The following is a 23,230-nucleotide window of genomic DNA, read 5'->3' as shown; positions in this document are numbered from 1 at the left end:
TTGTCACCTAGCACTATTAGTGTAGAAGTTGCATATAACTTTCTTTTTATTTTCATTCGCTACATGCGAACTTTTAGTGCTAGCTCACTCATCTTTAAAGAAAAAGTGCCATTTTTCGCAAATTGATTTCTCCCTCTTTTCTCGCGTGAACTTTATGAACAAAACCGCCTAAATGACCTTTATTGTTTTTATCAACGCATTGCAGACAGAGTTTTAACACTCCATTAACCTTAAACCCATCTATTAACAAGTCTCCCTCCCTTGTTGATAGATTCTTGATAACGATAAGTGCGCTTCCAAAGAGAAGCGCACACGACATAAGGAACGTGAATCATGTTTAAGGTACTAAAACCAACCCTAGCGGCTTCGATCATCGCTGCGTCTTTTTCATTCAACGCTTTTGCAGCAGATGTAGAAAAAATCCACTTTTTGATTCCTGGTGGTGCTGGTGGTGGTTGGGATATGACCGCACGTGGCACAGGTGATGTTCTGGTCAAATCAGACATCGTTGAAAACGTCTCATTCCAAAACCTATCGGGCGGCGGCGGCGGTAAAGCGATTGCTCACCTCATCGAGACAGCAGAGCGTCAAGAAGACACACTCATGGTGAACTCAACACCAATCGTCGTACGCTCGCTAACGGGGATTTTCCCACAATCATTCCGTGATTTAACACCTGTTGCAGCAACCATCGCTGACTATGGTGCGATCGTCGCTTCCGCAGATTCTAAGTACAACACTTGGGAAGACGTGGTGAAAGACTTTGAGTCCAACCCGCGTAAAGTAAAAATCGCAGGTGGCTCAGCTCGAGGCAGTATGGATCACCTAGTCGTTGCAGCGGCATTCAAAGGCGAAGGGTTTGACGCGAAGAAAGTTCGCTACATCGCCTACGACGCAGGCGGTAAAGCAATGGCGGCGCTACTTTCTGGTGAGACTCAGCTACTGTCTACTGGCCTTGGTGAAGTATTAGAAATGTCAAAATCAGGCCAAGTCAAAGTACTAGCAGTGACGGCACCAAAACGTCTAGACGCAGCACCAAACATTCCAACACTAACCGAATATGGCAATGAAACGGTATTTGCGAACTGGCGTGGCTTCTTCGCCGCTCCGGGCACCTCACAAGCGAAGATCGACGAGTGGAATGCCGCACTGACTAAGATGTACAAAACCGACCAATGGAAAGTCGTTCGTGACCGTAACGGTTGGATCGACAACTACAAAGCGGACAAAGACTTCTATGCCTTCCTTGAAGATCAAGAGAAGCAAATGGGTGACCTAATGCGCGAGCTTGGTTTCTTGAAGTAATCCTGTAGGGCGGCGCAACGCTGCCCTGACCCTCTTCGCCGTACATAAGAATACTTTCAATCTCCTTGTTTATAGTTGTTGTAAACATTTAGGCCGAGTTGACTAGCAGCAATGACGCTTAATTTGTTAATGAAACCATGCTCATTAGCTCTTATGTACGGCTTTTTTCTTCCCTAAATACAAATGGAATTGGATATGTCGGATTTGCCAACGAACTCTTTCAACAACGGAAATTTCTTTAGCAAAGAAAACCTTCTCTGCCGTGATCGTGTTGGTGCGATGATATTTCTTCTCGTCTGCCTTTGTTACGGCTATCAAACCACACAAATCCCCCTCTTTCCCGGAGATGAGTACGAACCCTTTACCGCAAGGACACTTCCAACACTCCTGACTTTCGCGGGCATTGGGTTGTCTTTAATGCTGCTTGTGACAGGGCAACCAGACAAGCAAAGCGGCGCGGTGATGGACTTTAACTGGAAATTGCTGATCGGTTTTCTGGTCTTGATGGCGTTTTACGGCGTTGGGCTAACCTATTTAGGCTTCGTTATCGCGACGAGCGTCTTCTTGCTTGCTGGCTTTTATCTACTCGGTGAGCGACGTAAAAAGATTCTATTCGGGGCATCATTCCCGTTTGTGATGGCGTTTTATCTACTGCTTACCCAAGGCCTAGACATCTACCTAGAGCCGGGCGTTATTTTCACTATGTGGTCGTAATTTAATAGGGAAATCGTAATGTTAGATGGAATCTTACAAGGTCTTTCGACCGCAGTTATGCCAATGAACATCATGATGGTGATCGTTGGATGTTTCGTGGGTACCTTTATCGGAATGCTTCCCGGACTGGGCCCTATCTCAGCGATTGCGCTGATGATCCCGATCACCTACGGCTTAGACCCTTCGTCTGGTCTTATCTTGATGGCTGGTGTTTACTACGGCGCCGTTTTTGGTGGTTCAACATCATCAATTTTGATCAACGCTCCGGGCTGTTCTTCAACCGTGGTTACCGCGTTTGACGGCTATCCAATGGCGCAAAAAGGCCAAGCAGGAAAAGCCCTCGCTTTGGCGGCCTACTCTTCTTTTACAGGTGGCACGCTTTCTGCCATCATGCTGTTGGTCGCTGCACCAGCATTGGCTAGCGTTTCGCTGAGCTTCCAATCGTCAGACTACTTCGCGCTGATGTTGCTAGGTCTGTCTGCCGTGGCAGCGTTTGCAGGCCCTGGTCAAGTGATTAAAGCATGGATGATGACAGTCCTTGGCTTGATGCTGTCAACGGTCGGTATCGACAAAGGCGTTGGCGTTGAGCGCTTCACTTTTGGTTTAACAGACTTAATGGATGGCTTTAGCTTCTTGCTGCTTGCCATGGCAACATTCGCACTGGGCGAAACCTTAATGGGTATCTTAAAGCCAGAGCAAGACACACGTGATGACGAGCAAAGTAAGCTCAGCAACATTGGTAGCATGAAAGTCACCAAAGAAGAGATCAAAGATGTCGCGCCCGTTTCGATTCGCTCATCGATCTTGGGTTTCTTCACCGGTGTACTTCCGGGTGCAGGCGCAACCATCGCGGCTTTCCTAAGCTATGGTATGGAGCGCAACCTCGCGCCGAAAGAGAAAAAAGCTGAATTTGGTAAAGGCAGCATCCGTGGTTTGGTTGCGCCAGAATCGGCAAACAACGCAGCGTCGAGTGGTTCGTTCGTTCCTCTGCTTACGCTGGGTATCCCGGGCTCTGGTACCACAGCTATCATGCTTGGCGCTTTGATCGCTTACGGCATTCAGCCAGGTCCACGCCTGTTTGTTGAGCACCCAGATGTCTTCTGGTCAGTGATCATCTCTATGTACTTTGGCAACATCGTACTGGTCATTCTGAACTTGCCGTTGATCCCTTACATTTCTAAGCTTCTCGCCGTGCCAAGAACGGTATTACTACCAATGATTTTGTTCTTCTCTATCACTGGCGTTTACCTTGTATCCTTCAACACCATGGATGTGTTTATCATGTTGTTGATTGCGATGGCTGCGATTGCACTTAGGTTGGCAAACTTCCCACTCGCCCCGCTGCTTCTCGGCTTTATTCTTGGCGGCTTGATGGAAGAAAACTTGCGTAGAGCATTGATGATTAGCGACGGTGAACTGAGCTTCTTATGGGAGCGCCCAATCACTATGACCTTCACTGTACTTGCTGTGCTCGTGCTGTTTAGCCCAATTTTTGTCAAGCTGTTCCAAAAACTAAAAGCCTCACCAAAAAAGGTTGAGCAATAAACATTGGCCATTTAACCCTTTAGGGACACTTCGGTGTCCCTTTTTTATACGCCAATTCTTGGCGCACTTCTTATCTTCGAATCACTTCTCTCTGCTACCCTAAACTCATTGCCCCATTTTCATCTAGAGTATAAACTCTAATTTTTAACAGCAAGAGTAGATTTACTATGTCGTTGCGTCCGTTAGCGCTCATTATTGGTTGCCTTGGCCTTTCTTATTCTGCGGTCTCGAATGCTGCTGCCATCAGTTTTGAACAAGCATGGCAAGTTTTACAGCAAGAGAACAACTCACTCGCCGCCCAGCGCTCTAACGTGGATCGCTACGAACACTTACAAAACGCAACAGACAGTTTGAATCTTCCTTCTGTGACCCTTGGAGCCAACTATACTCGCCTTGATACCGACGTAACCGTATCAGGTGAACAACTGTTCGAGAGTACAGGTCAACCGCTACCCAACCTAGGGCCTCTAAATCCGCTACTTGCTGGCGTTGGTGGCATCACATCCACCATCACAGAGCGCGATATTTTCAGCTCCTCAATCCGAGCGGTATGGCCGATTTTTACTGGTGGCCGCATTAACGCCGCGCAATCGGCCGCCGAAGGTAAGAAAGAGCAAGCGCAAAGTGAGCTAGCAATGGAAACCCAAGCGCGTTTTGAAGACCTGAGTAAGTACTATTTTTCAGTGTTGCTCGCTCAAGATGTTCTCAACACTCGCAAACTGGTTGAGCAAGGGTTAACCAAGCACCGTGACAACGCATTGAAGCTCGAACAACAAGGTCAGATTGCGCGTGTAGAGCGACTTCAAGCCGAATCTGCGCTAGACAAGGCGATCATAGAACGGAAAAAGGCGCAAAAGTCGTTAGATATCGTCCAAGCCGCATTGACTCAAATCCTCAATCAAACGGCGGCAGTTGAACCCTCAGACTCATTGTTTATTAACACCTCTTTGCCACCGTTAAATGCGTTTGTTGAACGTACCTTAGACACGTATCCCGGATTGGACTTGCTTGATGCCAAGCAGAAACAAGCAGATAGCTTGATTAAGGCAGAGAAAGGCAAGTACTACCCTGAAGTCTATTTGTACGGTGATTACAGCTTGTATGAGGATGACTCTCTCGCAAGCCAAATGAAACCAGATTGGCTAGTGGGCATCGGCGTCAACATTCCACTGATTGATTCCCACGGCAGAAATGATCACGTTCAAGCGGCGAAGAGCGCTGTCGCTCAAGTGAAATTCCTCAAAGCTCAGGCCAAACAAGACCTCTCTGTTTTGGTGCAGAAAACCTATTTAGAAGCACAGCAAGCTCAAGAAGAAGTACAAGGTCTAGAGTCGAGCATTGAGCTAGCGAAAGAAAACCTCAAGCTGCGTGACAAAGCATTCTCGCAAGGGTTATCCACCTCAACAGACGTGGTTGACGCGCAGCTCTATCTTGCAAGCGTACAAACCCAAAAAGCCGCAGCGAGTTTTAACTACTTACTCTCTCTGTCTAAATTGCTCGCCCTTTCAAATGAGATGAGCGCTTTTGGCCAATATCAACAAACCTCTACCCCAGTTTCAAATTTTTAAGGATCCAAGATGAAAAAAGCAAAACCATTGGTACTGACAGCAGCAGCGTTAGCCCTAGCATCTTGGGTTGGGTACAGCTTTTACCAAGCGTACCAACCAAAACCTGTGCGTTTGCAGGGACAAATCGAGTCTCAGCAGTACAGCATTTCTTCTAAAGTGCCAGGGCGTATTGATCAAGTTCTGGTTCGCAAAGGAGATAAAGTCGAAAAAGGCGACCTAATTTTTACTCTACATAGCCCAGAAATTGCCGCCAAACTTGAGCAAGCTAAAGCGGGTGAAAAAGCCGCAGGTGCCCTCGCGCTTGAAGCGGAAAAAGGCGCACGCACCCAACAAATTCAAGCGGCAAAAGATCAATGGCTGAAAGCAAAAGCCGCAGCTGCGTTGATGGAGAAAACCTACCTGCGCGTAAATAACCTCTACAGCGATGGAGTGGTTGCAGAGCAAAAACGTGATGAAGCCAAAACGCAATGGGACGCAGCAAAATACACTGAAAGCGCAGCATTCCAAATGTACCAAATGGCGAAAGAAGGCGTTCGTAGTGAAACCAAAGTCGCAGCAGCAGAAAAAGCGCGCATGGCAGCGGGAGCTGTCGCAGAAGTCGAAGCCTACGCAAAAGATACCGCGATTGAAAGCTGGTTTGATGGCGAAGTGTCACAGGTATTATTGCAAAGTGGTGAGCTCGCCCCACAAGGCTTCCCTGTGGTCACGGTTATCGATAGTGACGATTCATGGGCGGTATTGAACGTGCGTGAAGATTGGCTCAAACACTTTAACAAAGGCGATACCTTCAATGCCTATCTGCCAGCGCTCGACAAATCGATTGAGTTCAAAGTGACGCACGTTGCCGTTATGGGTGACTTTGCGACGTGGCGCTCGACCGATGCGTCTCAAGGTTTTGATCTGCGCACCTTTGAAGTAGAAGCTCACCCAGTAGAGCCAGAGCAAGGTCTACGAATGGGTATGAGCCTCGTCGTTGAACTGAATTAAGACCTTCGCCATGACTACGTCTAAGGTTTCACAATTGTCCGTTGTTCTTCGCGACCGATGGCTTTTATCTAGCTTAACTTGGATCCCTATTGTGTTGGCGGTAACCATATGGGCGATTTTCTCGCAAGGGATTGCGAGGGACTTACCCATTGGTGTTGTTAACTTTGACAACGGTTCGCTCTCTCAAAAGCTCGTCAGGTATTACGATGCTACCTCCGCAATGAAGGTGACGCATCATTTTGCCAGTGTTGAAGAGGCGAAACAGGCGCTTACTGTGGGAGATATCTATGGGTATGCGATCATCCCGACTCAGTTTGAGCAAAATACGCTCAAGCAACTCGCGCCGCAAGTGAGCGTGTTCTACAACAGCCAGATGATATTAGTGGGTAAGCTGATTAATTCTGCGTTTCTTCAAGCTCAAGGTACGTTTAACGCCGAAGTCAGCACGGGGTTTGGTTTGGTCAAGGGCGATACAGCAATGCTCTCCGCGATGGGCAAAGCCGTTCCAGTAAGAACTCAAATTACGCCACTGTTTAATAAAAACTCCAACTATGCGCAATTTTTGGTTTCTGCGGTGGTGCCTGCACTATGGCAAATTGTCATTGTGGTCAGCACCATTCTCGTCCTCGCCGCCAACCATCGAGATAGAGGCTTGCTGCCTTGGCTTGGTCAGCACCCCCTTGTTGACTTGGTTTCAACGCTAGCCCCCTACTTTCTTGTCTTTGCGTTGCAAGGCTTTGCCTTTTTATGTTGGTTCTATTTAGGCTTTAAATGGCCAATGCACGGCAGTTTGGTGATTCTGCTGATTGCGCAAGCGTTTACCATTGTCGCGTGTATGATCATGGGCAGCGCGTTTTTCTTTTTGACCCTCGACCCTGCCCGAGCGATGAGCTTTGCTGGGGCGTTCACCGCGCCAAGCTTTGCATTTATGGGCATCACCTTTCCGGTCAGCGACATGAGTTCACTTGCTCAGTTTTGGCGAGGGCTGTTACCAATCAGTCATTACATTGAGGTGCAAGTTAGCCAAGTAAGTTATGGACAGAGTTGGGTAGCGTCATTGCAACATCTCATTCCGATGTTGGGGTATGGCGCAGTGATTTTGCTCTGCGTTGCATTAATCCAAAAACACTTGGCTACCGAGCTACAACGTCAGGCAATGAATAATAAGGAGCATGCGTGAAACTTCCCCTACTTTTCAAAGCAGAGCTCAAAGCCTTGTTCCAAAACCCTGTTGTCCTGCTGACGGTATTCGGCGGCGTGATTTTCTACTCATTCCTCTATCCGTTGCCCTACAGCCACCAAACTCCGAGGGAACAAAAGATAAGCGTCGTTAATCTCGACATGAGCCAAACCAGCTTCAAGCTTGAACGCATGGTAGACGCAACGCCTCAAGTGCAGGTTGTTCGAAGAGATCACACCATTGCCGCTGCCCACCAAGCCTTCTTGAACGGCGAAGTCAGCGGTATTCTCGTCATTCCTGAGCACTTCTACAAAGAGCTACTACTGGGTAAAAGCCCAACCCTTTCTTATGCAGGCGACGCATCTTACTTTTTGGTCTACGGCACGATTGTCGAAGGGCTGGCACAAGCGGGCGGAACGTTGGCTGCGCAGACCAAAGTCGCAAAGTTAGTGCTTGATGGCGAGCCGTTGTCTCAGGCAGAAAACCACTACGCCGCCACGAAGCTTAACCTTAAGCCAACGTTTAACCCGCGTATGGGTTACGTGGACTATGTGGTACCGGCGGTGTTTGTGTTGATTCTCCAGCAAACGATGGCGATGGCGTCTGGATTGATGGTTGGTACCCAAAAGCAAGGTCGTGGTTACTGGAGCCGAGCTTCGGTCGGCAAGCTGATGCTTGTTCGAGTCACGGTTCTAACCGTTATTTATTACCTGCTCAGCATGTATTACTTCGGTGCGAGCTTTTCAATGCACGGCGTCAACCAACTTGCCCAAGTAGGCGAATTACTCAGTTTGCTGCTGCCATTTTTACTGGCCTCTTGCGCGATCGGCCTTTGGCTTGGCGCGGTTACACCACGTCGTGAGTTGGTCACCTTAGTCGTGTTGATTAGCTCCATGCCGCTCATCTTTAGTGCTGGGTTTATTTGGCCTGTAGAGTCAATTCCGCAGCCCATTGTTTGGGCATCGCAACTGTTTCCGAGTACAGCCGCCATTAAGAGTTTCTTAACGCTAACTCAGATGGGTGGTAATTGGGCAGATATACGATGGGAGTACACCCTTTTATGGCTTCAATCTATTGGCTGGTTTGGAGTGGCTTGGCTCTCGTTAAAGAGAGTCAGACGATAAGCTCAAGTTAGATAGTAGAGCATGGCTATAAACCATGTTACCGTGCAAACCATCACTCAGTTTTAGGATAACGGCGCAATGCATGACATCACTACGACCGCGGTCACCGTTTTTATGGGTTTTTTCGCCATGATGAATCCGATAGCCAATACAGCGGTATTTGTTGGTGTGACAGGAGAGCAAACACCAACCGAACGCAGAGCGACGGCCATCAAGGCACTGGTCACCGCGTTTTTCATCGTCTCAGCATTTTGCTTACTGGGTAAAGGGATCTTCGAGTTGTTTGGCATCACGTTACCTGCACTCCGTTTGGCGGGCGGCGTATTAGTCTTTTTGGTGGGCTATCACATGCTACAAGGCAGCTCATCGAAGCTTCATTCACACTCAGAAAATGAGCAGAATGAACATAAAGACGTCGCAATTTCGCCGCTCGCGCTGCCGATTCTCGCTGGGCCTGGCACCATAGCCACCGCAATGAACTACTCGGCGTCTGGCGATATGCTTAGCATCACTGTGACGATTGCTGCCTTTGCCATTTTATGTGCCATTACTCTTATCTGCTTCCTATTTGGTCCCAAGTTGGTCGATAAATTAGGTGAAAGTGGCATTAGTATCGTCACTCGATTAATGGGGTTAATACTCACCGTGATTGGCATGCAAATGCTGATTCAAGGCGTGCACGATGCCTACCTGCTTTTTCAGCTTCACTGACAAAAAAACGCTTCGATTAGAAGCGTTTTTATCTTTATGCGTGTTTGATTGTTACCTAATTCAATCACCCAAAAGCGCTAAAACCTCACCCTCTGGCATAGGTTTATAAAAATAGAATCCTTGGATCTCTTCAATATTCCAGTTTTTCAGTTTTCTCGCTTGCGATGCGGTTTCTACCCCTTCAGCAACGGTTGTTAAACCCAGTTCTTGCGCCATGTTGGCAATGTTTCTCACCAAGCTTTTTGCTCTATCGTTGCTTTCTACTTGATCAATATAAGACTTATCAAGTTTAACGATATCCAGCGGGAAGCAACACAAGGTTGTGAAAGAAGAGTACCCAGTACCAAAATCATCGAGCGCAAACAAAACCCCCAAAGATTTGATCATCTCCATTCGGTTGATGACTTCTTCTTCAATCCCCATCAGCATACTTTCCGTCACCTCAATCACCAACTGCCCCGGTTGTACGGCGTAGTCCTCGATGACCCGTTGCAAAAACTGAGCAAGATCTTGATGATAAAAATGCGCGGCACTTAGATTAACGTGAATGGTTAATGGTGTTTTCCCTTGATGACGCCTTATTAAATTCACCCGTTGGATAAACTCGCACGATTGCTCCAAGATGCTCTCACCCAGTTCGATAATGTGATGATGTCGCTCAGCCAAAGGAATGAAAACACCAGGTGACACAAACCCATGCGCACTATGTTGCCAACGCGCCAAGGCTTCAAAACCGACAATGTCTCCCGTTTTACTCTCGACAATCGGTTGGTAGTTTGCATGAATCTCTCGAGACTCAATCGCGCCCTTCAAATCTCTAAGAATCGCTGCGGAGGCTTGAGCAATATTAAACGTTTGTTCACCCACATAAATGGGGTCACCGTTGTGAGCTTTGTTGCCATCCAGTTCGATTGCATGAATAGCGGCGTGGATTAAGGTATCCAATGAGTGATGCGTAATGTCGGGTGCAATCATGGCGATCTGACACTGCAAATCCATGGTGACATCTTGGATCTGCAACTTGCGAGATAAAGCCTCTTTAAAACGAATCGCGCCACGTTTCGCTTTGTGACAATCTTTTCGTTCTTCAATTAACACTAAAAACTCGTGCGAGCTGATTCGACCAACAGGAAACACACCCAGTTCAGAGCCAAATAGGTTTGCAATGGCCTCTAACGACTCATCATAGACTTGGTGTCCGTACACTTCTGAAGCATGCATTAGGCTTGGGATCGTCACATAGAAAAAGCTAAATTGGTTTGGAGCAACCTCAACGAAATTTCGCGCCTTCTCCATGATCGCTTTACGGTTCCACAGCCCTGAGAGATTATCCCTTTCTACCAAATCTTCGATAAGTTTTGCTTGTTGCTTGTTCTCGCGAACATCCCTTATTGAGAGCATTACTGCATCGCTGCCTTGGTACTGAATCGAGCGCACTTCGATATGGCAATCAATTTTATCGCCATTTTTAGTGAGCATTTGCGCCTCAAACTGAGTCTGCCCCTGATAGTACATGCGATACATACGGTCGATCTGACATTCAGGTTGATCGCTGTCTGGGCACAACAAATCCAGCGGTTGGTGGACGACTTCTTCATGTTGATAGTCAAGAAGGGACAATGCGGTATGATTGATGTCTACAATCTCTCGCTCTCTCACCAAAACCATAGCAATGGTTTGGCTTTGATACAGGGCATCAAATTTTTGTTGGGTATCGAGAAGCTGCTCTTGAGCACTGGACGTATTACTCGCTAGGGTTTTGACCAATTTAACTAAACGATCGAGTTCATCCTTATTTGGCTGGTTTAACCCTTCCAGTTGATAGGATGAAAACAGCTCATCAATGTCTTTCTCGAGATCGGAAAAGCGAACGGCGACTCGGCGTCGAAAAATCAAAAACGTTGCCAATGAGATAACCACAGCAACAATCGCGACAGCCACAAACAAATAGCTAAAAAGCACACTGCCCTTTAAATAGTGAACACGTTCAACCACCGTCGTGAGATGTGCGGCAGGTTCGCCTGACATCCCCGCGAGATCAACGGTCTGAATTAAGGTTCGCCGCGTTTTCTCAATCTCTGGAACCAACGAGCCTTGATGGGAGTCAGAAACGTACTCAATTTTATTATCAGCAATCAAGATCGAATTGTAGTTGCCGGGAAAACGTGCCGTTAAGTTTTGGCCCCAGATCAGCCAGCCAGAGGATGCTGACGTGCCATCACTGTTTCTTACTGGGGACAGAGTGATGATCCATACTTGGTCATCAACGGTGAGCAAGCCACTAAAACTTTCTCGAAATGAATCCAGTACCTTGTTCATCTTGGAAATGTGCTCCAAGACTGCAGGCTCAGACATGATTTTGGCTGGTAAGGTGACGGGTTCGCTGTCCCCGTCACGACGCTCGATAGAATCGATAACTTGTCCTTGCAGATCAGTAAAAATCATCAGGTCTAAGCTCAACGCATCAAGGGACTCTTGGACAAGGTTTCTTTCCCGATAGTCACTTAAGCTCGCACCTAACAGCAATTCATGCGTCTCGTCCCAGTATGCCCAATCATAAGAGCGGACCTCTAGCTCTTGAACCATGGTCGTGATTAAGCTTTGCGCCTGTGCACTGGCACGATTAGATTCCATGGTTTCTAAGCTGTCTAAGCTGAGCAAAAAAAAGTATCGGGTAATGTAGAGACAGCTGAGGGTGATGCCAAGAAGACCAAAGATAAAGTAGAGAGCGGTTTTGGTTTCCAGCTTAAGGTTAAACAAGCGCAATCGATTCATATGATTTTGTTATAATTTTACAAGTAATTATCAATATTATAGAAATAACCGCCCGCTCGACTTGATATGCGTCTAATTTAATTGATAGAGATGTGAAACAGATTCACTTAATGCCGAAATTCAGCATTTAAAAACCTCGCCTGCGCCAAAATTCGCCTTCGTCTTTTGCAAACACCTCAAACGTTTTACTTGCAATGACTTCACCTTTTAAGCGAATACTCATCGCCCACTTACCGATATTAGAGTCATAGCCATCAATTGGGTCCAACAGCTGGATGGTATCACCAAGGTAAAAGTCCCAATCATTACTGCCAATGTGAAGCTCCCCAGTAAAGGGCTCCAAAACCTGCCCCTTTTTGCCTTTTACCCCTGGGTGGTCAATACAGTACTCAATCACTGCACCCTTGGCTTTTTTGATATTGACGATAAAGCCAAACTCTGTCTCCTCTTGCGCGGGTACCTTGGTCGTAAACTCTTGTATTTTCGGAAGGTGTTTAGATTTTGAGTCCCAATCTTGATAGATGCCGTACGACGTGATTTCTACGATGGGTGAACGCTTTGCCATGATTGACTCCGGTTATGGTGACAGTTCTTCTGAATATCAGATGTCGCTTTTTGCTGCTGAAACGAGTGTCCAAGCGGCAAGTGTATTAGAAATTGGCACACATTTGCTATCGACATCTCATTCTGATTGCGCTAAGTTTGGATGTATAGACGTCCATAATCATGCTTAGGGAGTAAGCTGTGCCAATTAAGATCCCCGATCAATTACCTGCATCTGACGTACTGCGACAGGAAAACATTTTCATTATGCCAGAGTCTCGCGCTTCGACTCAGGAAATCCGTCCGCTAAAGGTTCTGATCCTCAATCTTATGCCGAAGAAAATCGAGACGGAAACCCAGTTCCTACGTCTACTGTCGAACAGTCCGCTTCAAGTAGACATTGAGCTGCTGCGTATTGATAACCGCCCAAGCAAAAACACACCGACTGAACACCTCGATAACTTCTATCGCCAATTTGAAATGGTCAAAGAGCGCAATTTCGACGGACTCATTATCACAGGTGCACCTCTTGGCTTGGTTCAGTTTGAAGACGTGATCTATTGGGACCATTTGAAGACCATCATGCAATGGGCTAAAGAGCATGTCACTTCGACCTTATACGTCTGTTGGGCGGCGCAAGCGGGTCTCAAATTGCTATATGATCTGCCCAAACGAACACGCAAAGAGAAGCTCTCTGGGGTTTATCACCATCAAATTCACCATCCTTACCACCCTATTTTGCGAGGGTTTGACGACAGTTTCTTAGCACCTCATTCTCGCTACGCCGATTTCTCCGCAGAGTATTTAGAGGAACATACCGATCTCGATATTCTTGCTACATCCGATGTCGCAGGTGTTTACCTTGCCGCCACCAAAGATAAACGAAACGTGTTTGTGACCGGTCACCCTGAATACGATTCCCTCACACTGCATAACGAGTACATTCGCGACCTTGGTGAAGGCATGGAGCCCGCAATTCCAGTTAACTACTACCCGAACAACAATCCAGACAATAAACCTATCGCCAGTTGGCGAAGCCACGGGCATCTGCTGTTTGCCAACTGGTTAAACTACTGCGTTTACCAACAAACGCCGTACGATCTTGACCACTTTAGCGAAGCAAACTTTACCAAAGATGACTAAGACAAGATGAAAGGGTTCGTTTGAACCCTTTCTTCCTTTCATAGGCATATATGCAACTTAGACAATCAATAGTGCCGTGTCTGTCGCATAGTGAATCTGAGCCCATCAAACTCTTTCGCGCTTTACGTTATACATGCTGTTAAACCCTTAAAAAGACACAGCTTATGCGTTCACTTTCTTTCATTCTTAGTTTAATGCTCGCTGGTTGCGTTACCGTTGACGCCACCAAGCAGTCTGATCCCTCCTTCAACCCGACCGAGCGTGCTGAAGCCCGTATCGCACTGGGTATTGGTTATCTTGAACAAGGAAACATGGTAAAAGCGCGCGAAAACCTAGAGAAAGCACTCGATCACTCGCCCAATTACTATCGCGCCCAACTTTCAATGGCACACTATTTTGAAAAAGTAGGTGAAACCCAATCTGCCGAGAAAATGTACAAAACGGCGCTCAAGCAACATCCAAGAAACGGAAACGTGCTGAATAACTTTGGTACCTTTCTTTGTAAACAAGGTGACTACAACAGCGCTGACAAATACTTTAATGCAGCCATCGATCAACCTTATTACTATTTGATTTCTGGTAGTTACGAAAACGCCGCGATGTGCGCCTTAAAAGCAGGAAACAACGAACAAGCCAAATACTACTTTACTCGCACACTCGATCATGACCCATATCGCGCGAGCTCAATTTTGCACCTTGCTAAGCTAGAGATTGAGGATGGGGAATATACTCAGGCTCGCATCCGATTGATGAAGTTCCACCAATCTTATGGACTGCAAAAGCCGTCGCTCAAATTACTGATCAATCTAGAAGAGCAGGCAGGAAACCCCTCGTTGCAACAGCAATATCAGGCCAAATTGGATAAAATGGGTTAACGTGGTTTACGTTTTGTATGATGGGTTTGGCGCCGTTTTCTAACTCGACTTGCGCGTTGTATTTTTTGGTACTCGTTGTAAAGAATGTAGACGAAGCCAATCAGACCGAGCAGAAACAGCATGGCAAAAAGCCATAGAAAACTGGTGCAGATCCACGCGGGCTCACAGGGCATATAAATTTCAAATTCCATATGCCCTCCTCACGTTAACTGACTATTGAAACCAAGCTTTGCGCTCAGCGTCCGTTTTAAAGGTCCAAGCCATAAAGCGACTAATCTTCTGCCCTTGGCTCATCTCGACAATCCTAACTTCGCTCGCCCCAGCCTTTTCAAGGTTTTTTCGCATCCAACGAACGTTCTCTTTTTTGGAAATCAGCGTTGAAAACCACAGCACTTGATCCGCGAACTCTTTGCTCTCAAACGCCATGTTCTTGATAAAGGCCGCTTCACCACCTGGGCACCATAGCTCCGCTTTTTGGCCTCCAAAGTTAAGTATAGGAGAAGGCTTAGATTGAGCGCGATTTACGGCTTGACCACGCTTGGATTTATTGGCCGACAGGTTGTTGATTTTCCTTTCTGTCCCCTGCTGAGCCTCTTGCAATGACTTATGAAAAGGCGGGTTGCACGTTGTCACGTGATAACGCTCGCCAGACTTAATGATGCCTTTGAAAAAGTGACGGCTCTCTTTTTGTAACCGACACTCTATCCGATCATTTAGCACGCGATTGCGCTTGGCGATGTTGTTGGCATTCTCAACAGAAACCGGATCGACGTCTGAGCCCACATAATGCCAGCCGTATTGCGTTACCCCAACAATAGGGTAAATGCAGTTTGCCCCCACACCAATGTCTAAGGCGTTAATTTGCTGCTGTGGAGCATCGCCAGAATCGGTACTTAATAACTCAGCAAGTCGGTGAACATAGTCAGCACGTCCGGGAATGGGTGGGCATAGATAGCCTTGAGGAATGTCCCACGACGTGACGTTGTAATGGTAAGCAAGCAGCGCTTTGTTGAGAAGAGTTACCGCCACCGGATCCGAGAATGCAATACTCTGCTCCCCTTTTGGCGTTTTTATGACGTAATTTTTGAGCTCTGGCAATGCGGCAATAAGTTTGGTGAAGTCGTAACGACCATGATGCAGGTTGTTTTTGTGCAATCCGGCTTTGCCTTTCACCTTGACTACTTTCATGTTTGACGCTTTTTCATTGTTGCGTGCAGGCTTACTTTTTGGCTTTGTCATACCGATTACTTTTGTTTTGATGTTTCTTGGTAAATCATAAATAGACGCGCATCGAGCTCCAGTTGATGGTAATCCGGCTCCATATGGCAACAAAGCTGATAAAACGCTTTGTTGTGCTCTTTCTCTTTTAGGTGAGCCAACTCGTGAACCACCAGCATACGCAATAAGGGTTCGGGGGCGTTTTTAAATACACTCGCAATACGAATCTCGTTCTTCGACTTAATTTTGCCGCCATGCACTTTTGCAACGTAAGTGTGTAAACCCAATGCATTGTTGATCAAGTGGATCTTGCTGTCGTAAATCACCTTACTCAATGGAGACGTTTTCTTCATATAGCGATTTTTAATCGCCATCGTATAGTCAAATAGCGCCTTTTCACTTTTGATGTCGTGATTGTTTGGGTAACGCTTTTCAAACCAAGCATTGAAGCGCCCAGATTCAAGCATCTGATTTACGGGGTCAAGAATGTGCTGAGGGTAGCCTTGGATGTAACGAATTAAAGGGTTCATAATCAACAATAACAGGTAGTGCGCTGGTGTAGGTCGAACAACAAAGGGGCGACAGTCTACCTTATTCACCCTTGCCATTCACGGCCTTTTCGTTAAACTCAGCGCCAGAAATAATCGTAGGAACAGACCATGAAACGACTTGTACTGTATGTAAAAGATAAATGCCCACACTGCAAAGACGCGCAGCGCTACTTAGATTCCAAGGGTTATAAGTACAGGTTAACCAACGCAAAAATGCAGCGCGGCCGCAAAGAGCTAGACGCCATTGGTGCGCGCTCACTGCCTGTGTTAAAGATTGGTGACCGCTATATGATTGGCTGGAATCCAGGTAATTTCGAACGAATGTACAACAGCAAATAACGAGTAAAAGAGTGGCTTGAGCCACTCTTTTTAGTTTATGAGCTGGGCGATAACGCAATAAACGAGAGCTGGTGACCCTGACACAAGCAGTTTAAGGCAAGTGATAGTGTTGGCATCTAGACGCTTCGTCGGGTTATCGGCCCCCTTTTCCTCTTCAGAACTTTCTGCCTCTTCACTCGGTTCTTGCTTAGTGTTCAGCGCGGCAACCGTACCCGGCGGGTACATGTAAAGCAGCGCCGCACTGCCCCATAGCAGCATTAACACGAAAAATGCGTAATCCGAGACGTATTTAATGCCGAAAAAGTGGGTGCTTGATTCAAGGGCAAAAACCACGGAGAAGGCGACGATGTTGCCAATGATGGCAAACTTAATGGTACTTCTTAAATCCATACGTACTTTTTTGAGTTAGTTGGTCGTCAACTCCGCTTGATAACAGTTGAGTTCGGGGGAGAAGACAAACTCGAGTTCATTTCTAATGCTGGCAAGCTTATCCTTTTGATAGTGAGAAACATAGAGCAGCTGGCTCAAATTTTCTTTTGCGATCAGCTCTAGCGTGTTTTTCACCAACCGACGCCCTAAGTAATCCAAACCTTGATACGGCTCATCCAAAATTAATAGCGCCGGCTGCTTCACAATGGCTCTTGCAATCACCAGTAACCGCTGCTGACCATATTCTAACGCTTTGAATGAGGTCTTCGCGTAGTCACTCATATGCAAAATTTCGAGCCATTCCTGTGCCAACTGCACTTGTTTTTTACTCGGCTGCTGATAAAGACCGATCGAGTCATAAAAGCCCGATAAAATGACGTCTAAAGCGCTACAGCTGACTCGGTACTGCAAATGAAGTGCAGACGAGACCATGCCAATATTCTTTTTGATTTCCCAAATCGATTCGCCACTGCCACGCTGTTTGCCAAAAATCTGAATATCGTTGGAATAGCACTGTGGATGGTCACCAAAAATTAAACCAAGCAAGGTGCTTTTTCCGCACCCATTTGGGCCTTTAACTTGCCAATGCTGTCCGTTGTCAATCCGCCAGTTCAATCCTGTAAAAATGGTTTTATCGGTGTATGCCACCTGCCCATTAGTGATTTCGAATACGGGATTGGCAAACACAGCATTGTGCTGATGGCGTCTAATGAGTGCGAGCATCTCGTCGCTTTGCAGCTGCGATTGCGCTTTGATTTGGCTAATCACTGGGTGAGATTCCCACTCATCTCGTCCCATTATGCTTTCGAGCTTACCATGATTAAACAACGCGACTTGGTCAATCCAGCTCGGTATGTCTTCTTCGCGGTTAAACGTCACTATCATCTGAATCTGACGAGCAAGTTCCGCCAAGTAATTCGCTAAAGACGCGCGGTGCTCCATATCCAGTCCAGTAAATGGGTTATCCAATACGATCAAGTCAGGCTTGGTTGCTAGCGCTCTTGCTAACATAACGCGGCGAGTTTCCCCCGTAGACAAAACGCGAAAGCCACTCTCTTTCAAATGGTACAAATCGAGATCATGGAGTAACTTCTCCGTTAGCACGCTGTCATCACATTGCTCATAAATCAGGGTAAAGACGTTGGTTCCCTTATCGATCTTATCGAGAAAGTCGGTCTCGTCTTTTGCTATTTCTTCTTCCAATAAACGCTGTTGCTCCACCAGTGAAACTTGAGCAATTGATCCCGCGGTCTTCACCAAGCTTTCAGCGTCGACATCCAACTCGCCACACAAAAGACAGCCTAACGCAGAGCCGATGTCCCCTTCGGTGCTAAATACCCCCCAAGACTCGCCCGGCTGGATTTGCCAGTGTTCGATTGAAAGATGGCTCGTTTTTGTCTCGAGCTCTAGATTGTTAAACGCAATCTGCATTATTGGATATCCTTTCCTTCACTTCCTGATGTAGAACGTTACTTGATGATTTGAATGGATGCGATTGCGATTCTTGAAAGTGTGAAGCGCAAGACCGAGCCGCGAAGTTAAGCGTACTGCTTCACAAAATCGATAAAGGTGCGATCCGCGATCGAAAGGTAGCCATCTTTCCGCCATGCCAGCGCGAGGCTGAGCTTTACGGGCTCATCAAATGGAATGCCGACCACCGAAGGTTCATGTTCAGTGACCAATTTAAGTAACGCGGTAATCGCAAACTCGTGCTGAACAATACTGAGGATCATGGGTAACAAGTTCGTTTCGAAAGAAAAGCGCATTTCCGTTCCATGTTGGGCCGCTTTCTTCTCGATGTACTCTCGGTGAAAGTAACCCGGTTTAAACATGATCAGCTCGTGCTGGAAAAATTGCTCAAATGAGAGACTTTTTTGACCCGCGAGCTCATGCTCTTTACCCACAACGGCGACCATTTCCGTATCAAATAGGTGATCCACCTCGAGATCGTCTGGGACGTGGTCGTTGTTAATCACCCCAATATCGAGCTCTCCATCAAGGAGCATTTGTCGAATCGATTCGGTTCCGGCATCCACCAAGGTTAATTTTAGGTTGGGATAGCGCAGCTTAAATGCCATCAAGACTTGAGGGAAAAAGTACGAGCCCATCATGCTTGGCGCCCCTAACCTAACTTCCCCTTTCTCGAGGCCTTTTAGCTCATCGATGGCCAGCTGTGCATCGTCAATTTGCTGCTGAACTCGCTTGGCGTGCTCAAGCAAGACTTTACCTTCATCGGTTAACGTGACTTGACGATCTTCGCGCCGAAACAAATCCACGCCCAACTGCTGTTCAAACTTCTTGATAGAGATACTCAACGCAGGTTGAGCAATGTGCAGCGCTTTTGCCGCCAGCGTGAAGTGTTGATGCTCCGCGACGGCCAGAAAGTGCTTAAGCTGCTTCGATTCCATGATATTAAAAATATATTGAGATGATATTTTTAATATATTTTATCAATCCCCATCTCACTGATACTTTGATCACATTAATTACTCTTTAGCAGCCTAAAACTATGATCCAAATCGGCACCAAGCAATATCACCATGTCACCTGGGGCTTAGCACTGGCGTCATTTCTGATTTTTTGTAATCTGTACCTCTTTCAGCCCATGCTGCCCTTTATGGCTCAGCACTTTTCCGTCAGCGAAACTCAGATCAACTGGGTGTTCGCCGCATCAACGCTGGCGCTATCAATTTGTTTGGTGCCTTGGGCTGTGGCATCGGAGTCCTTTGGCCGCCGTCGAATCATGTTGATCGGCCTTATTGCGATTCCTTTCATCAACGTCGCCATGCTTGTCAGTGAATCTCTGATTGCCATTGTTGCCCTTCGAGCGTTACTTGGCGTCGCACTCGCGGCTTTTGCGTCGGTGGCGGTTGCCTACATGGTGGAAGAGTTATCAGAAACCGCCTTTGCTCGCGCAATTGGTACTTACATTGCTGCAAACTCTTTAGGTGGAATTTTCGGTCGTATTGCAGGGGGCATGCTCACCGAGCATCTTGGTTGGCAATATGCCGTGCTCGCAATTGCCCTCTTTACTTTCGCAGGCGCGCTACTCGTGGTTCGTCTACTGCCTTCACAACGTAATTTTACTCCACAGCGCGGCATGCTTCGTTATCACAATAAAGCGCTGATTAAACATGTACAAAACCCAACATTGTGGCTGGCTATGTTGATTGGTGGTATTAACTTTGCCTTGTTTGTTAACCTCTACTCCGTGATGGGATTTAGGCTGGTTGCCGCGCCGCATAATTTGCCGATTGGTTTGGCGTCCTTGATCTTTCTTTGCTATCTGGCGGGAACGCTTAGCTCGAAGCTGACCTCAACCTGGAGCAAGCGCTACTCACCCATCTCAGGCATCATCGCTGGCTCGATAATCAGTCTTTTGGGCATGTGCATTGCCTATATCGATTCATTGTGGGCCATGATATTAGGCTTAATGTGCATCAGCTTTGGCGCTTTTTTCACTCATACTTTGGCTTATTCATGGGTCAGCCGAAAAGCGACGCAGGCTAAAGCGACGGCAACTGCTTTGTACTTAGTTCACTACTATATCGGTGGCAGCCTGGGCGGCTTCTTCCTAATCTACTGTTGGCAACACGCAGGTTGGTATGGGGTTATGCAAGGCGGAAGTGCACTCTATCTCGGCCTATTTTGCTTGAGCTATCGCCTCGCCAAGCACGACAAACGCTTATCGCAAGACAAGCCGCAAGGAGGGAAATCTGCTATTCTAGCGGCAAATTCAAACTTGGAAGCAAAATGATAACAACACGCTCTAACAACGAAATTGCTCAGCAAGTCGAACAATGGCTCAACGACGTCGTGATCGGGCTCAATTTGTGCCCGTTCGCCGCAAAGCCACAGCGCAATAAGCAGATTAAGATATTTGTCAGCGAAGCAATCACAGAAGAAACTCTGCTTGAAGATATCTTGACTCAACTGCTTGAGCTTGACGCAACGCCGGCCGAAGAGCTTGAAACTACGCTGGTTGTGGCGCCAAATATGTTGGCCGATTTTTATGACTACAACTTGTTTATTGATTGGGTCGAAGCGCTTATTAAACAGCAAGATTGGGAAGGCATTTTCCAGTTGGCCACCTTCCACCCTGACTATTGTTTCGGTGGAACTGAGCCTGAAGACGCAGAAAACTTAACCAACCGCTCTCCTTATCCCGTATTTCACTTGATTCGCGAAGAGAGCATGGAAAAAGTCCTCAAACACTATCCCAACCCTGAAGCGATTCCTGACACTAACATCGCCCGTGTCGAATCCCTCACGCCAGAAGAGCGTAAAAAACTGTTCCCGTATTTATTCAGTTGACACGGTCTGAACAACCCAAAAAAAAGCGCCAAACGGCGCTTTTTCTATAAGTGATAACTTGAGGGATTAGATTGACTCGCTCCAACATGATCGAACGGTTGTATTCCTTCCTGCATCTTTCGCGCGGTAGAGATTATCGTCAGCAATATGAATAATTTCATCCAAGGTGGCTTTGTTGCACTGCTGATTCACCAGGCTGGAAAAATCAAACTCACACGCTCCGACAGACACGGTAATCGGCTGACCATCAACCAAAATGCTGTTCACACAGGTGCGCACTTTCTCAATGATGCTTCGTCTCTCTTCGAGTGCTCGTTCAGGTAACCAAACCACAAACTCCTCGCCACCAAAACGAGCGATAAAATCGCTCTCAACCAATTGAGCTTGGATGGCTGTAGCGACTTTCTTTAGTACGTCATCGCCGATTTGGTGGCCGTGGTTATCATTGACCAGTTTAAAGTGGTCAATATCCACGATGGCTAATGTCCCTTTTCCGCCTGCGCGTTTCATTCGTTCAATATCCAGATGAACGGTTTTAAACAAACTTCTTCGATTCGCCACGCCTGTCAGTGTGTCGTGGTAGGCTTGGTATTCAAGCCTCGCATTTAGCTGCTGTAGTCGCTCTTCCTGCTTACGGCGAATCAGTTCAACCTCTATCCAAGAAGCCATCAGCTTCAACGCATCGACATCGATCTCTCTGAACTTTCTCGGATAAGGGACGGCAGACGAGAAGTTCAACGTACCAAATATTTCATCATCAATGAAAATCGGCACACCGATGTACGACTCAAGTCCAAAAGCTTGATAGGCTGGATGAGTCGCGTATTTATCACTTTCTCCCATGTTTTCAATCATCACCGGTCCAAACGAACCGCAGGTGATTTGGCAATAGGTTTTATCAAACTCAAACGTATCACCGATGTTTAATTCAATCCCTTCAGGTGTTACGCAATGCAGCACGGTGTATTTATCACCCTCAATGTGGGACAAAATACCGATATCCAAATCAAAACGTTCTAAGCCCATCATGATCAGTTGGCTTACTTGGATATCAAACCCTTTTTGATAGTCATTGGTGATTTGATACAAGCGGCGAATCACTTTCTCACTTTCACTCTCTACGACCATACTCTTCCCACCAATTTATAAACTGTATATTTAAGATAGAGTTAGCCAACCAAACAATGCAACGTATTTTTCAAAATGGCGTTCAATTATTTGCCGCTCACTCCATTAATTTTGCTCCCCGGATAGCCGCAGCGAAATGGCTTTGGTAGTATTGGCCAATCTTAAAGACATCCGGGTTAATGGATATGCACCTTTCTAAACTCACCAACGACATTTTTGACCACCTGTACCGCGACATTTCTGAATTTCGAAGCACGTTTGACCTTCCCGTCGCCTCTCCTGAAAGCTTAGACGAGAAAGCAGACACCCTGCATACTTCTCTTGCCATTGAGGAGCTTACCGAGCTAGCGGAAGCAGATTGTAAAACAGAGCAAGCGGATGCGATTGTTGATAGCGTCTACGTGTTGATGGGTCGTTTGGTCCACCTTGGCCATGACAAAATCGAAGACAATCTAGCGATTAACTATTTGATTGACCTGCTTTTGAATGTGGCAGTAAACCGTGGCATTGATTTCGTTCCATGTTGGGATGAAGTGCACTCAAGCAACATGAGTAAAGTGTGCCGCAGTGAGAAAGAGTACGCAGAGACAGAATCTCACTACGCAGAGCAAGGCATCAAGCTGATGGCCGTGCAAAAAGGCGATTACATTATTGCAAAATGTGCTGAAGATTTTGTGTCTGAAGGCAAGACCATTCGTCAAGGCAAGGTGTTAAAATCGGTGTACTACCGTCCGGCAGATTTAGCGCCACTGACCAAATAATAAAAAGCCGCCACCTGAGG

The 23,230-nt window shown here is 46.8% G+C and carries 23 protein-coding genes; 14 read left to right on the top strand and 9 right to left on the bottom strand.

Features of this window, described 5'->3' with window-relative positions; translation table 11 throughout:
• The first annotated feature begins 333 nt into the window (after positions 1–333).
• From U9J37_RS03870 to U9J37_RS03835, 8 genes are all read left to right on the top strand, one after another.
• On the top strand, positions 334–1,305 hold the full coding sequence (locus U9J37_RS03870) for a tripartite tricarboxylate transporter substrate binding protein (protein ID WP_005470776.1): 972 nt from the start codon (positions 334–336) through the stop codon (positions 1,303–1,305).
• Positions 1,306–1,500: 195 nt separating this feature from the next.
• On the top strand, positions 1,501–2,019 hold the full coding sequence (locus U9J37_RS03865) for a tripartite tricarboxylate transporter TctB family protein (protein ID WP_038192109.1): 519 nt from the start codon (positions 1,501–1,503) through the stop codon (positions 2,017–2,019).
• An 18-nt stretch (positions 2,020–2,037) separates the two neighbouring features.
• Positions 2,038–3,564 carry a tripartite tricarboxylate transporter permease gene (locus U9J37_RS03860; RefSeq protein ID WP_005470690.1) on the top strand — a complete coding sequence of 509 codons (1,527 nt, stop codon included), beginning with the start codon at positions 2,038–2,040 and terminating at the stop codon, positions 3,562–3,564.
• Positions 3,565–3,731: 167 nt separating this feature from the next.
• On the top strand, positions 3,732–5,132 hold the full coding sequence (locus tag U9J37_RS03855) for a TolC family protein (protein ID WP_005470813.1): 1,401 nt from the start codon (positions 3,732–3,734) through the stop codon (positions 5,130–5,132).
• Between the two features lie 9 nt (positions 5,133–5,141).
• A complete protein-coding gene (locus tag U9J37_RS03850; RefSeq protein WP_005470833.1) occupies positions 5,142–6,119 on the top strand; it encodes an HlyD family secretion protein in 978 nt (325 codons plus the stop codon).
• 10 nt (positions 6,120–6,129) lie between these two features.
• Positions 6,130–7,299: an ABC transporter permease gene (locus U9J37_RS03845; protein WP_005470834.1), complete on the top strand. Its 1,170-nt coding sequence runs from the start codon at positions 6,130–6,132 to the stop codon at positions 7,297–7,299.
• Entirely contained in the window at positions 7,296–8,423 is a 1,128-nt protein-coding gene (locus tag U9J37_RS03840) for an ABC transporter permease (RefSeq protein ID WP_005470640.1), read from the top strand. Before U9J37_RS03845 ends, U9J37_RS03840 begins: the two co-directional genes overlap by 4 nt.
• A gap of 78 nt (positions 8,424–8,501) precedes the next feature.
• Positions 8,502–9,134 carry a MarC family protein gene (locus U9J37_RS03835; RefSeq protein ID WP_005470829.1) on the top strand — a complete coding sequence of 211 codons (633 nt, stop codon included), beginning with the start codon at positions 8,502–8,504 and terminating at the stop codon, positions 9,132–9,134.
• A gap of 60 nt (positions 9,135–9,194) precedes the next feature.
• Here the strand turns inward: U9J37_RS03835 and U9J37_RS03830 are convergent, their stop codons facing one another.
• Together U9J37_RS03830 and U9J37_RS03825 are read right to left on the bottom strand one after the other, a co-directional pair.
• The gene (locus U9J37_RS03830; protein WP_005470724.1) at positions 9,195–11,909 is read right to left on the bottom strand and encodes a bifunctional diguanylate cyclase/phosphodiesterase; all 2,715 of its coding nucleotides are present in this window, start codon (positions 11,907–11,909) and stop codon (positions 9,195–9,197) included.
• A gap of 127 nt (positions 11,910–12,036) precedes the next feature.
• Positions 12,037–12,474 (bottom strand): DUF3859 domain-containing protein, encoded by a 438-nt coding sequence (locus U9J37_RS03825; RefSeq protein ID WP_005470788.1) that lies wholly within the window; start codon positions 12,472–12,474, stop codon positions 12,037–12,039.
• Between the two features lie 179 nt (positions 12,475–12,653).
• Here U9J37_RS03825 and metA point away from each other — a divergent pair, with 179 nt between their 5' ends.
• A complete protein-coding gene (metA, locus tag U9J37_RS03820; protein ID WP_038212044.1) occupies positions 12,654–13,595 on the top strand; it encodes a homoserine O-acetyltransferase MetA in 942 nt (313 codons plus the stop codon).
• A gap of 164 nt (positions 13,596–13,759) precedes the next feature.
• A complete protein-coding gene (pilW, locus tag U9J37_RS03815; RefSeq protein ID WP_005470761.1) occupies positions 13,760–14,470 on the top strand; it encodes a type IV pilus biogenesis/stability protein PilW in 711 nt (236 codons plus the stop codon).
• Here pilW and U9J37_RS03810 read toward each other — a convergent pair.
• The 3 genes from U9J37_RS03810 to U9J37_RS03800 are packed head-to-tail and all read right to left on the bottom strand — an operon-like array spanning position 14,467 to position 16,218.
• Positions 14,467–14,661, bottom strand: a complete 195-nt coding sequence (locus U9J37_RS03810; protein ID WP_038138200.1) for a hypothetical protein — start codon at positions 14,659–14,661, stop codon at positions 14,467–14,469. The genes pilW and U9J37_RS03810 overlap by 4 nt on opposite strands.
• Positions 14,662–14,683: 22 nt before the next feature.
• Positions 14,684–15,709, bottom strand: a complete 1,026-nt coding sequence (rlmF, locus tag U9J37_RS03805) for a 23S rRNA (adenine(1618)-N(6))-methyltransferase RlmF (protein ID WP_005470711.1) — start codon at positions 15,707–15,709, stop codon at positions 14,684–14,686.
• Between the two features lie 5 nt (positions 15,710–15,714).
• Positions 15,715–16,218 (bottom strand): M48 metallopeptidase family protein, encoded by a 504-nt coding sequence (locus tag U9J37_RS03800; RefSeq protein ID WP_005470726.1) that lies wholly within the window; start codon positions 16,216–16,218, stop codon positions 15,715–15,717.
• Positions 16,219–16,347: 129 nt separating this feature from the next.
• Here U9J37_RS03800 and U9J37_RS03795 point away from each other — a divergent pair, with 129 nt between their 5' ends.
• A complete protein-coding gene (locus tag U9J37_RS03795) occupies positions 16,348–16,578 on the top strand; it encodes a glutaredoxin family protein (RefSeq protein ID WP_038138206.1) in 231 nt (76 codons plus the stop codon).
• A 30-nt stretch (positions 16,579–16,608) separates the two neighbouring features.
• On the opposite strand, the gene U9J37_RS03790 is transcribed toward U9J37_RS03795, so the two are convergent.
• The 3 genes from U9J37_RS03790 to U9J37_RS03780 all read right to left on the bottom strand — a co-directional run bounded on the left by U9J37_RS03790 (position 16,609) and on the right by U9J37_RS03780 (position 19,415).
• A complete protein-coding gene (locus U9J37_RS03790) occupies positions 16,609–16,968 on the bottom strand; it encodes a hypothetical protein (protein WP_005470655.1) in 360 nt (119 codons plus the stop codon).
• 15 nt (positions 16,969–16,983) lie between these two features.
• The gene (gene modF / locus U9J37_RS03785; protein WP_005470749.1) at positions 16,984–18,438 is read right to left on the bottom strand and encodes a molybdate ABC transporter ATP-binding protein ModF; all 1,455 of its coding nucleotides are present in this window, start codon (positions 18,436–18,438) and stop codon (positions 16,984–16,986) included.
• Between the two features lie 107 nt (positions 18,439–18,545).
• On the bottom strand, positions 18,546–19,415 hold the full coding sequence (locus U9J37_RS03780; RefSeq protein ID WP_005470799.1) for a LysR family transcriptional regulator: 870 nt from the start codon (positions 19,413–19,415) through the stop codon (positions 18,546–18,548).
• Positions 19,416–19,516: 101 nt separating this feature from the next.
• Between U9J37_RS03780 and U9J37_RS03775 the strand changes: the two genes are divergently transcribed.
• Both U9J37_RS03775 and U9J37_RS03770 read left to right on the top strand, forming a co-directional pair.
• Positions 19,517–20,764 carry an MFS transporter gene (locus U9J37_RS03775; protein WP_043886691.1) on the top strand — a complete coding sequence of 416 codons (1,248 nt, stop codon included), beginning with the start codon at positions 19,517–19,519 and terminating at the stop codon, positions 20,762–20,764.
• The gene (locus U9J37_RS03770) at positions 20,761–21,321 is read left to right on the top strand and encodes a DUF1415 domain-containing protein (RefSeq protein WP_005470847.1); all 561 of its coding nucleotides are present in this window, start codon (positions 20,761–20,763) and stop codon (positions 21,319–21,321) included. The genes U9J37_RS03775 and U9J37_RS03770 overlap by 4 nt, the downstream gene beginning before the upstream one ends.
• A 66-nt stretch (positions 21,322–21,387) precedes the next feature.
• Here U9J37_RS03770 and U9J37_RS03765 read toward each other — a convergent pair whose 3' ends face one another.
• Positions 21,388–22,449, bottom strand: coding sequence for a sensor domain-containing diguanylate cyclase (locus U9J37_RS03765; RefSeq protein WP_005470837.1), 1,062 nt, complete (start codon positions 22,447–22,449; stop codon positions 21,388–21,390).
• Positions 22,450–22,634: 185 nt separating this feature from the next.
• Here U9J37_RS03765 and U9J37_RS03760 point away from each other — a divergent pair, with 185 nt between their 5' ends.
• The gene (locus tag U9J37_RS03760; protein WP_038139055.1) at positions 22,635–23,210 is read left to right on the top strand and encodes a nucleoside triphosphate pyrophosphohydrolase family protein; all 576 of its coding nucleotides are present in this window, start codon (positions 22,635–22,637) and stop codon (positions 23,208–23,210) included.
• The last annotated feature ends 20 nt before the right edge of the window (positions 23,211–23,230 follow it).

This window comes from Vibrio sp. 16 (assembly GCF_963681195.1).
Lineage (GTDB): Bacteria > Pseudomonadota > Gammaproteobacteria > Enterobacterales > Vibrionaceae > Vibrio > Vibrio sinaloensis_D.
Note: the sequence above shows the minus strand (reverse complement) of the source record. Positions and strands in the feature narration are given on the sequence as shown.

Coding starts and splice junctions, on each gene's coding strand:
- U9J37_RS03855 (WP_005470813.1), top strand. CDS start 3,732: ATGTCGTTGCGTCCGTTAGCGCTCATTATTGGTTGCCTTGGCCTTTCT.
- U9J37_RS03845 (WP_005470834.1), top strand. CDS start 6,130: ATGACTACGTCTAAGGTTTCACAATTGTCCGTTGTTCTTCGCGACCGA.
- U9J37_RS03790 (WP_005470655.1), bottom strand. CDS start 16,968: ATGGATTTAAGAAGTACCATTAAGTTTGCCATCATTGGCAACATCGTC.
- U9J37_RS03870 (WP_005470776.1), top strand. CDS start 334: ATGTTTAAGGTACTAAAACCAACCCTAGCGGCTTCGATCATCGCTGCG.
- U9J37_RS03825 (WP_005470788.1), bottom strand. CDS start 12,474: ATGGCAAAGCGTTCACCCATCGTAGAAATCACGTCGTACGGCATCTAT.
- pilW (WP_005470761.1), top strand. CDS start 13,760: ATGCGTTCACTTTCTTTCATTCTTAGTTTAATGCTCGCTGGTTGCGTT.
- rlmF (WP_005470711.1), bottom strand. CDS start 15,709: ATGACAAAGCCAAAAAGTAAGCCTGCACGCAACAATGAAAAAGCGTCA.
- U9J37_RS03865 (WP_038192109.1), top strand. CDS start 1,501: ATGTCGGATTTGCCAACGAACTCTTTCAACAACGGAAATTTCTTTAGC.
- U9J37_RS03860 (WP_005470690.1), top strand. CDS start 2,038: ATGTTAGATGGAATCTTACAAGGTCTTTCGACCGCAGTTATGCCAATG.
- U9J37_RS03795 (WP_038138206.1), top strand. CDS start 16,348: ATGAAACGACTTGTACTGTATGTAAAAGATAAATGCCCACACTGCAAA.
- U9J37_RS03765 (WP_005470837.1), bottom strand. CDS start 22,449: ATGGTCGTAGAGAGTGAAAGTGAGAAAGTGATTCGCCGCTTGTATCAA.
- U9J37_RS03760 (WP_038139055.1), top strand. CDS start 22,635: ATGCACCTTTCTAAACTCACCAACGACATTTTTGACCACCTGTACCGC.
- modF (WP_005470749.1), bottom strand. CDS start 18,438: ATGCAGATTGCGTTTAACAATCTAGAGCTCGAGACAAAAACGAGCCAT.
- U9J37_RS03770 (WP_005470847.1), top strand. CDS start 20,761: ATGATAACAACACGCTCTAACAACGAAATTGCTCAGCAAGTCGAACAA.
- U9J37_RS03810 (WP_038138200.1), bottom strand. CDS start 14,661: ATGGAATTTGAAATTTATATGCCCTGTGAGCCCGCGTGGATCTGCACC.
- U9J37_RS03830 (WP_005470724.1), bottom strand. CDS start 11,909: ATGAATCGATTGCGCTTGTTTAACCTTAAGCTGGAAACCAAAACCGCT.
- U9J37_RS03780 (WP_005470799.1), bottom strand. CDS start 19,415: ATGGAATCGAAGCAGCTTAAGCACTTTCTGGCCGTCGCGGAGCATCAA.
- U9J37_RS03775 (WP_043886691.1), top strand. CDS start 19,517: ATGATCCAAATCGGCACCAAGCAATATCACCATGTCACCTGGGGCTTA.
- U9J37_RS03835 (WP_005470829.1), top strand. CDS start 8,502: ATGCATGACATCACTACGACCGCGGTCACCGTTTTTATGGGTTTTTTC.
- U9J37_RS03850 (WP_005470833.1), top strand. CDS start 5,142: ATGAAAAAAGCAAAACCATTGGTACTGACAGCAGCAGCGTTAGCCCTA.
- U9J37_RS03800 (WP_005470726.1), bottom strand. CDS start 16,218: ATGAACCCTTTAATTCGTTACATCCAAGGCTACCCTCAGCACATTCTT.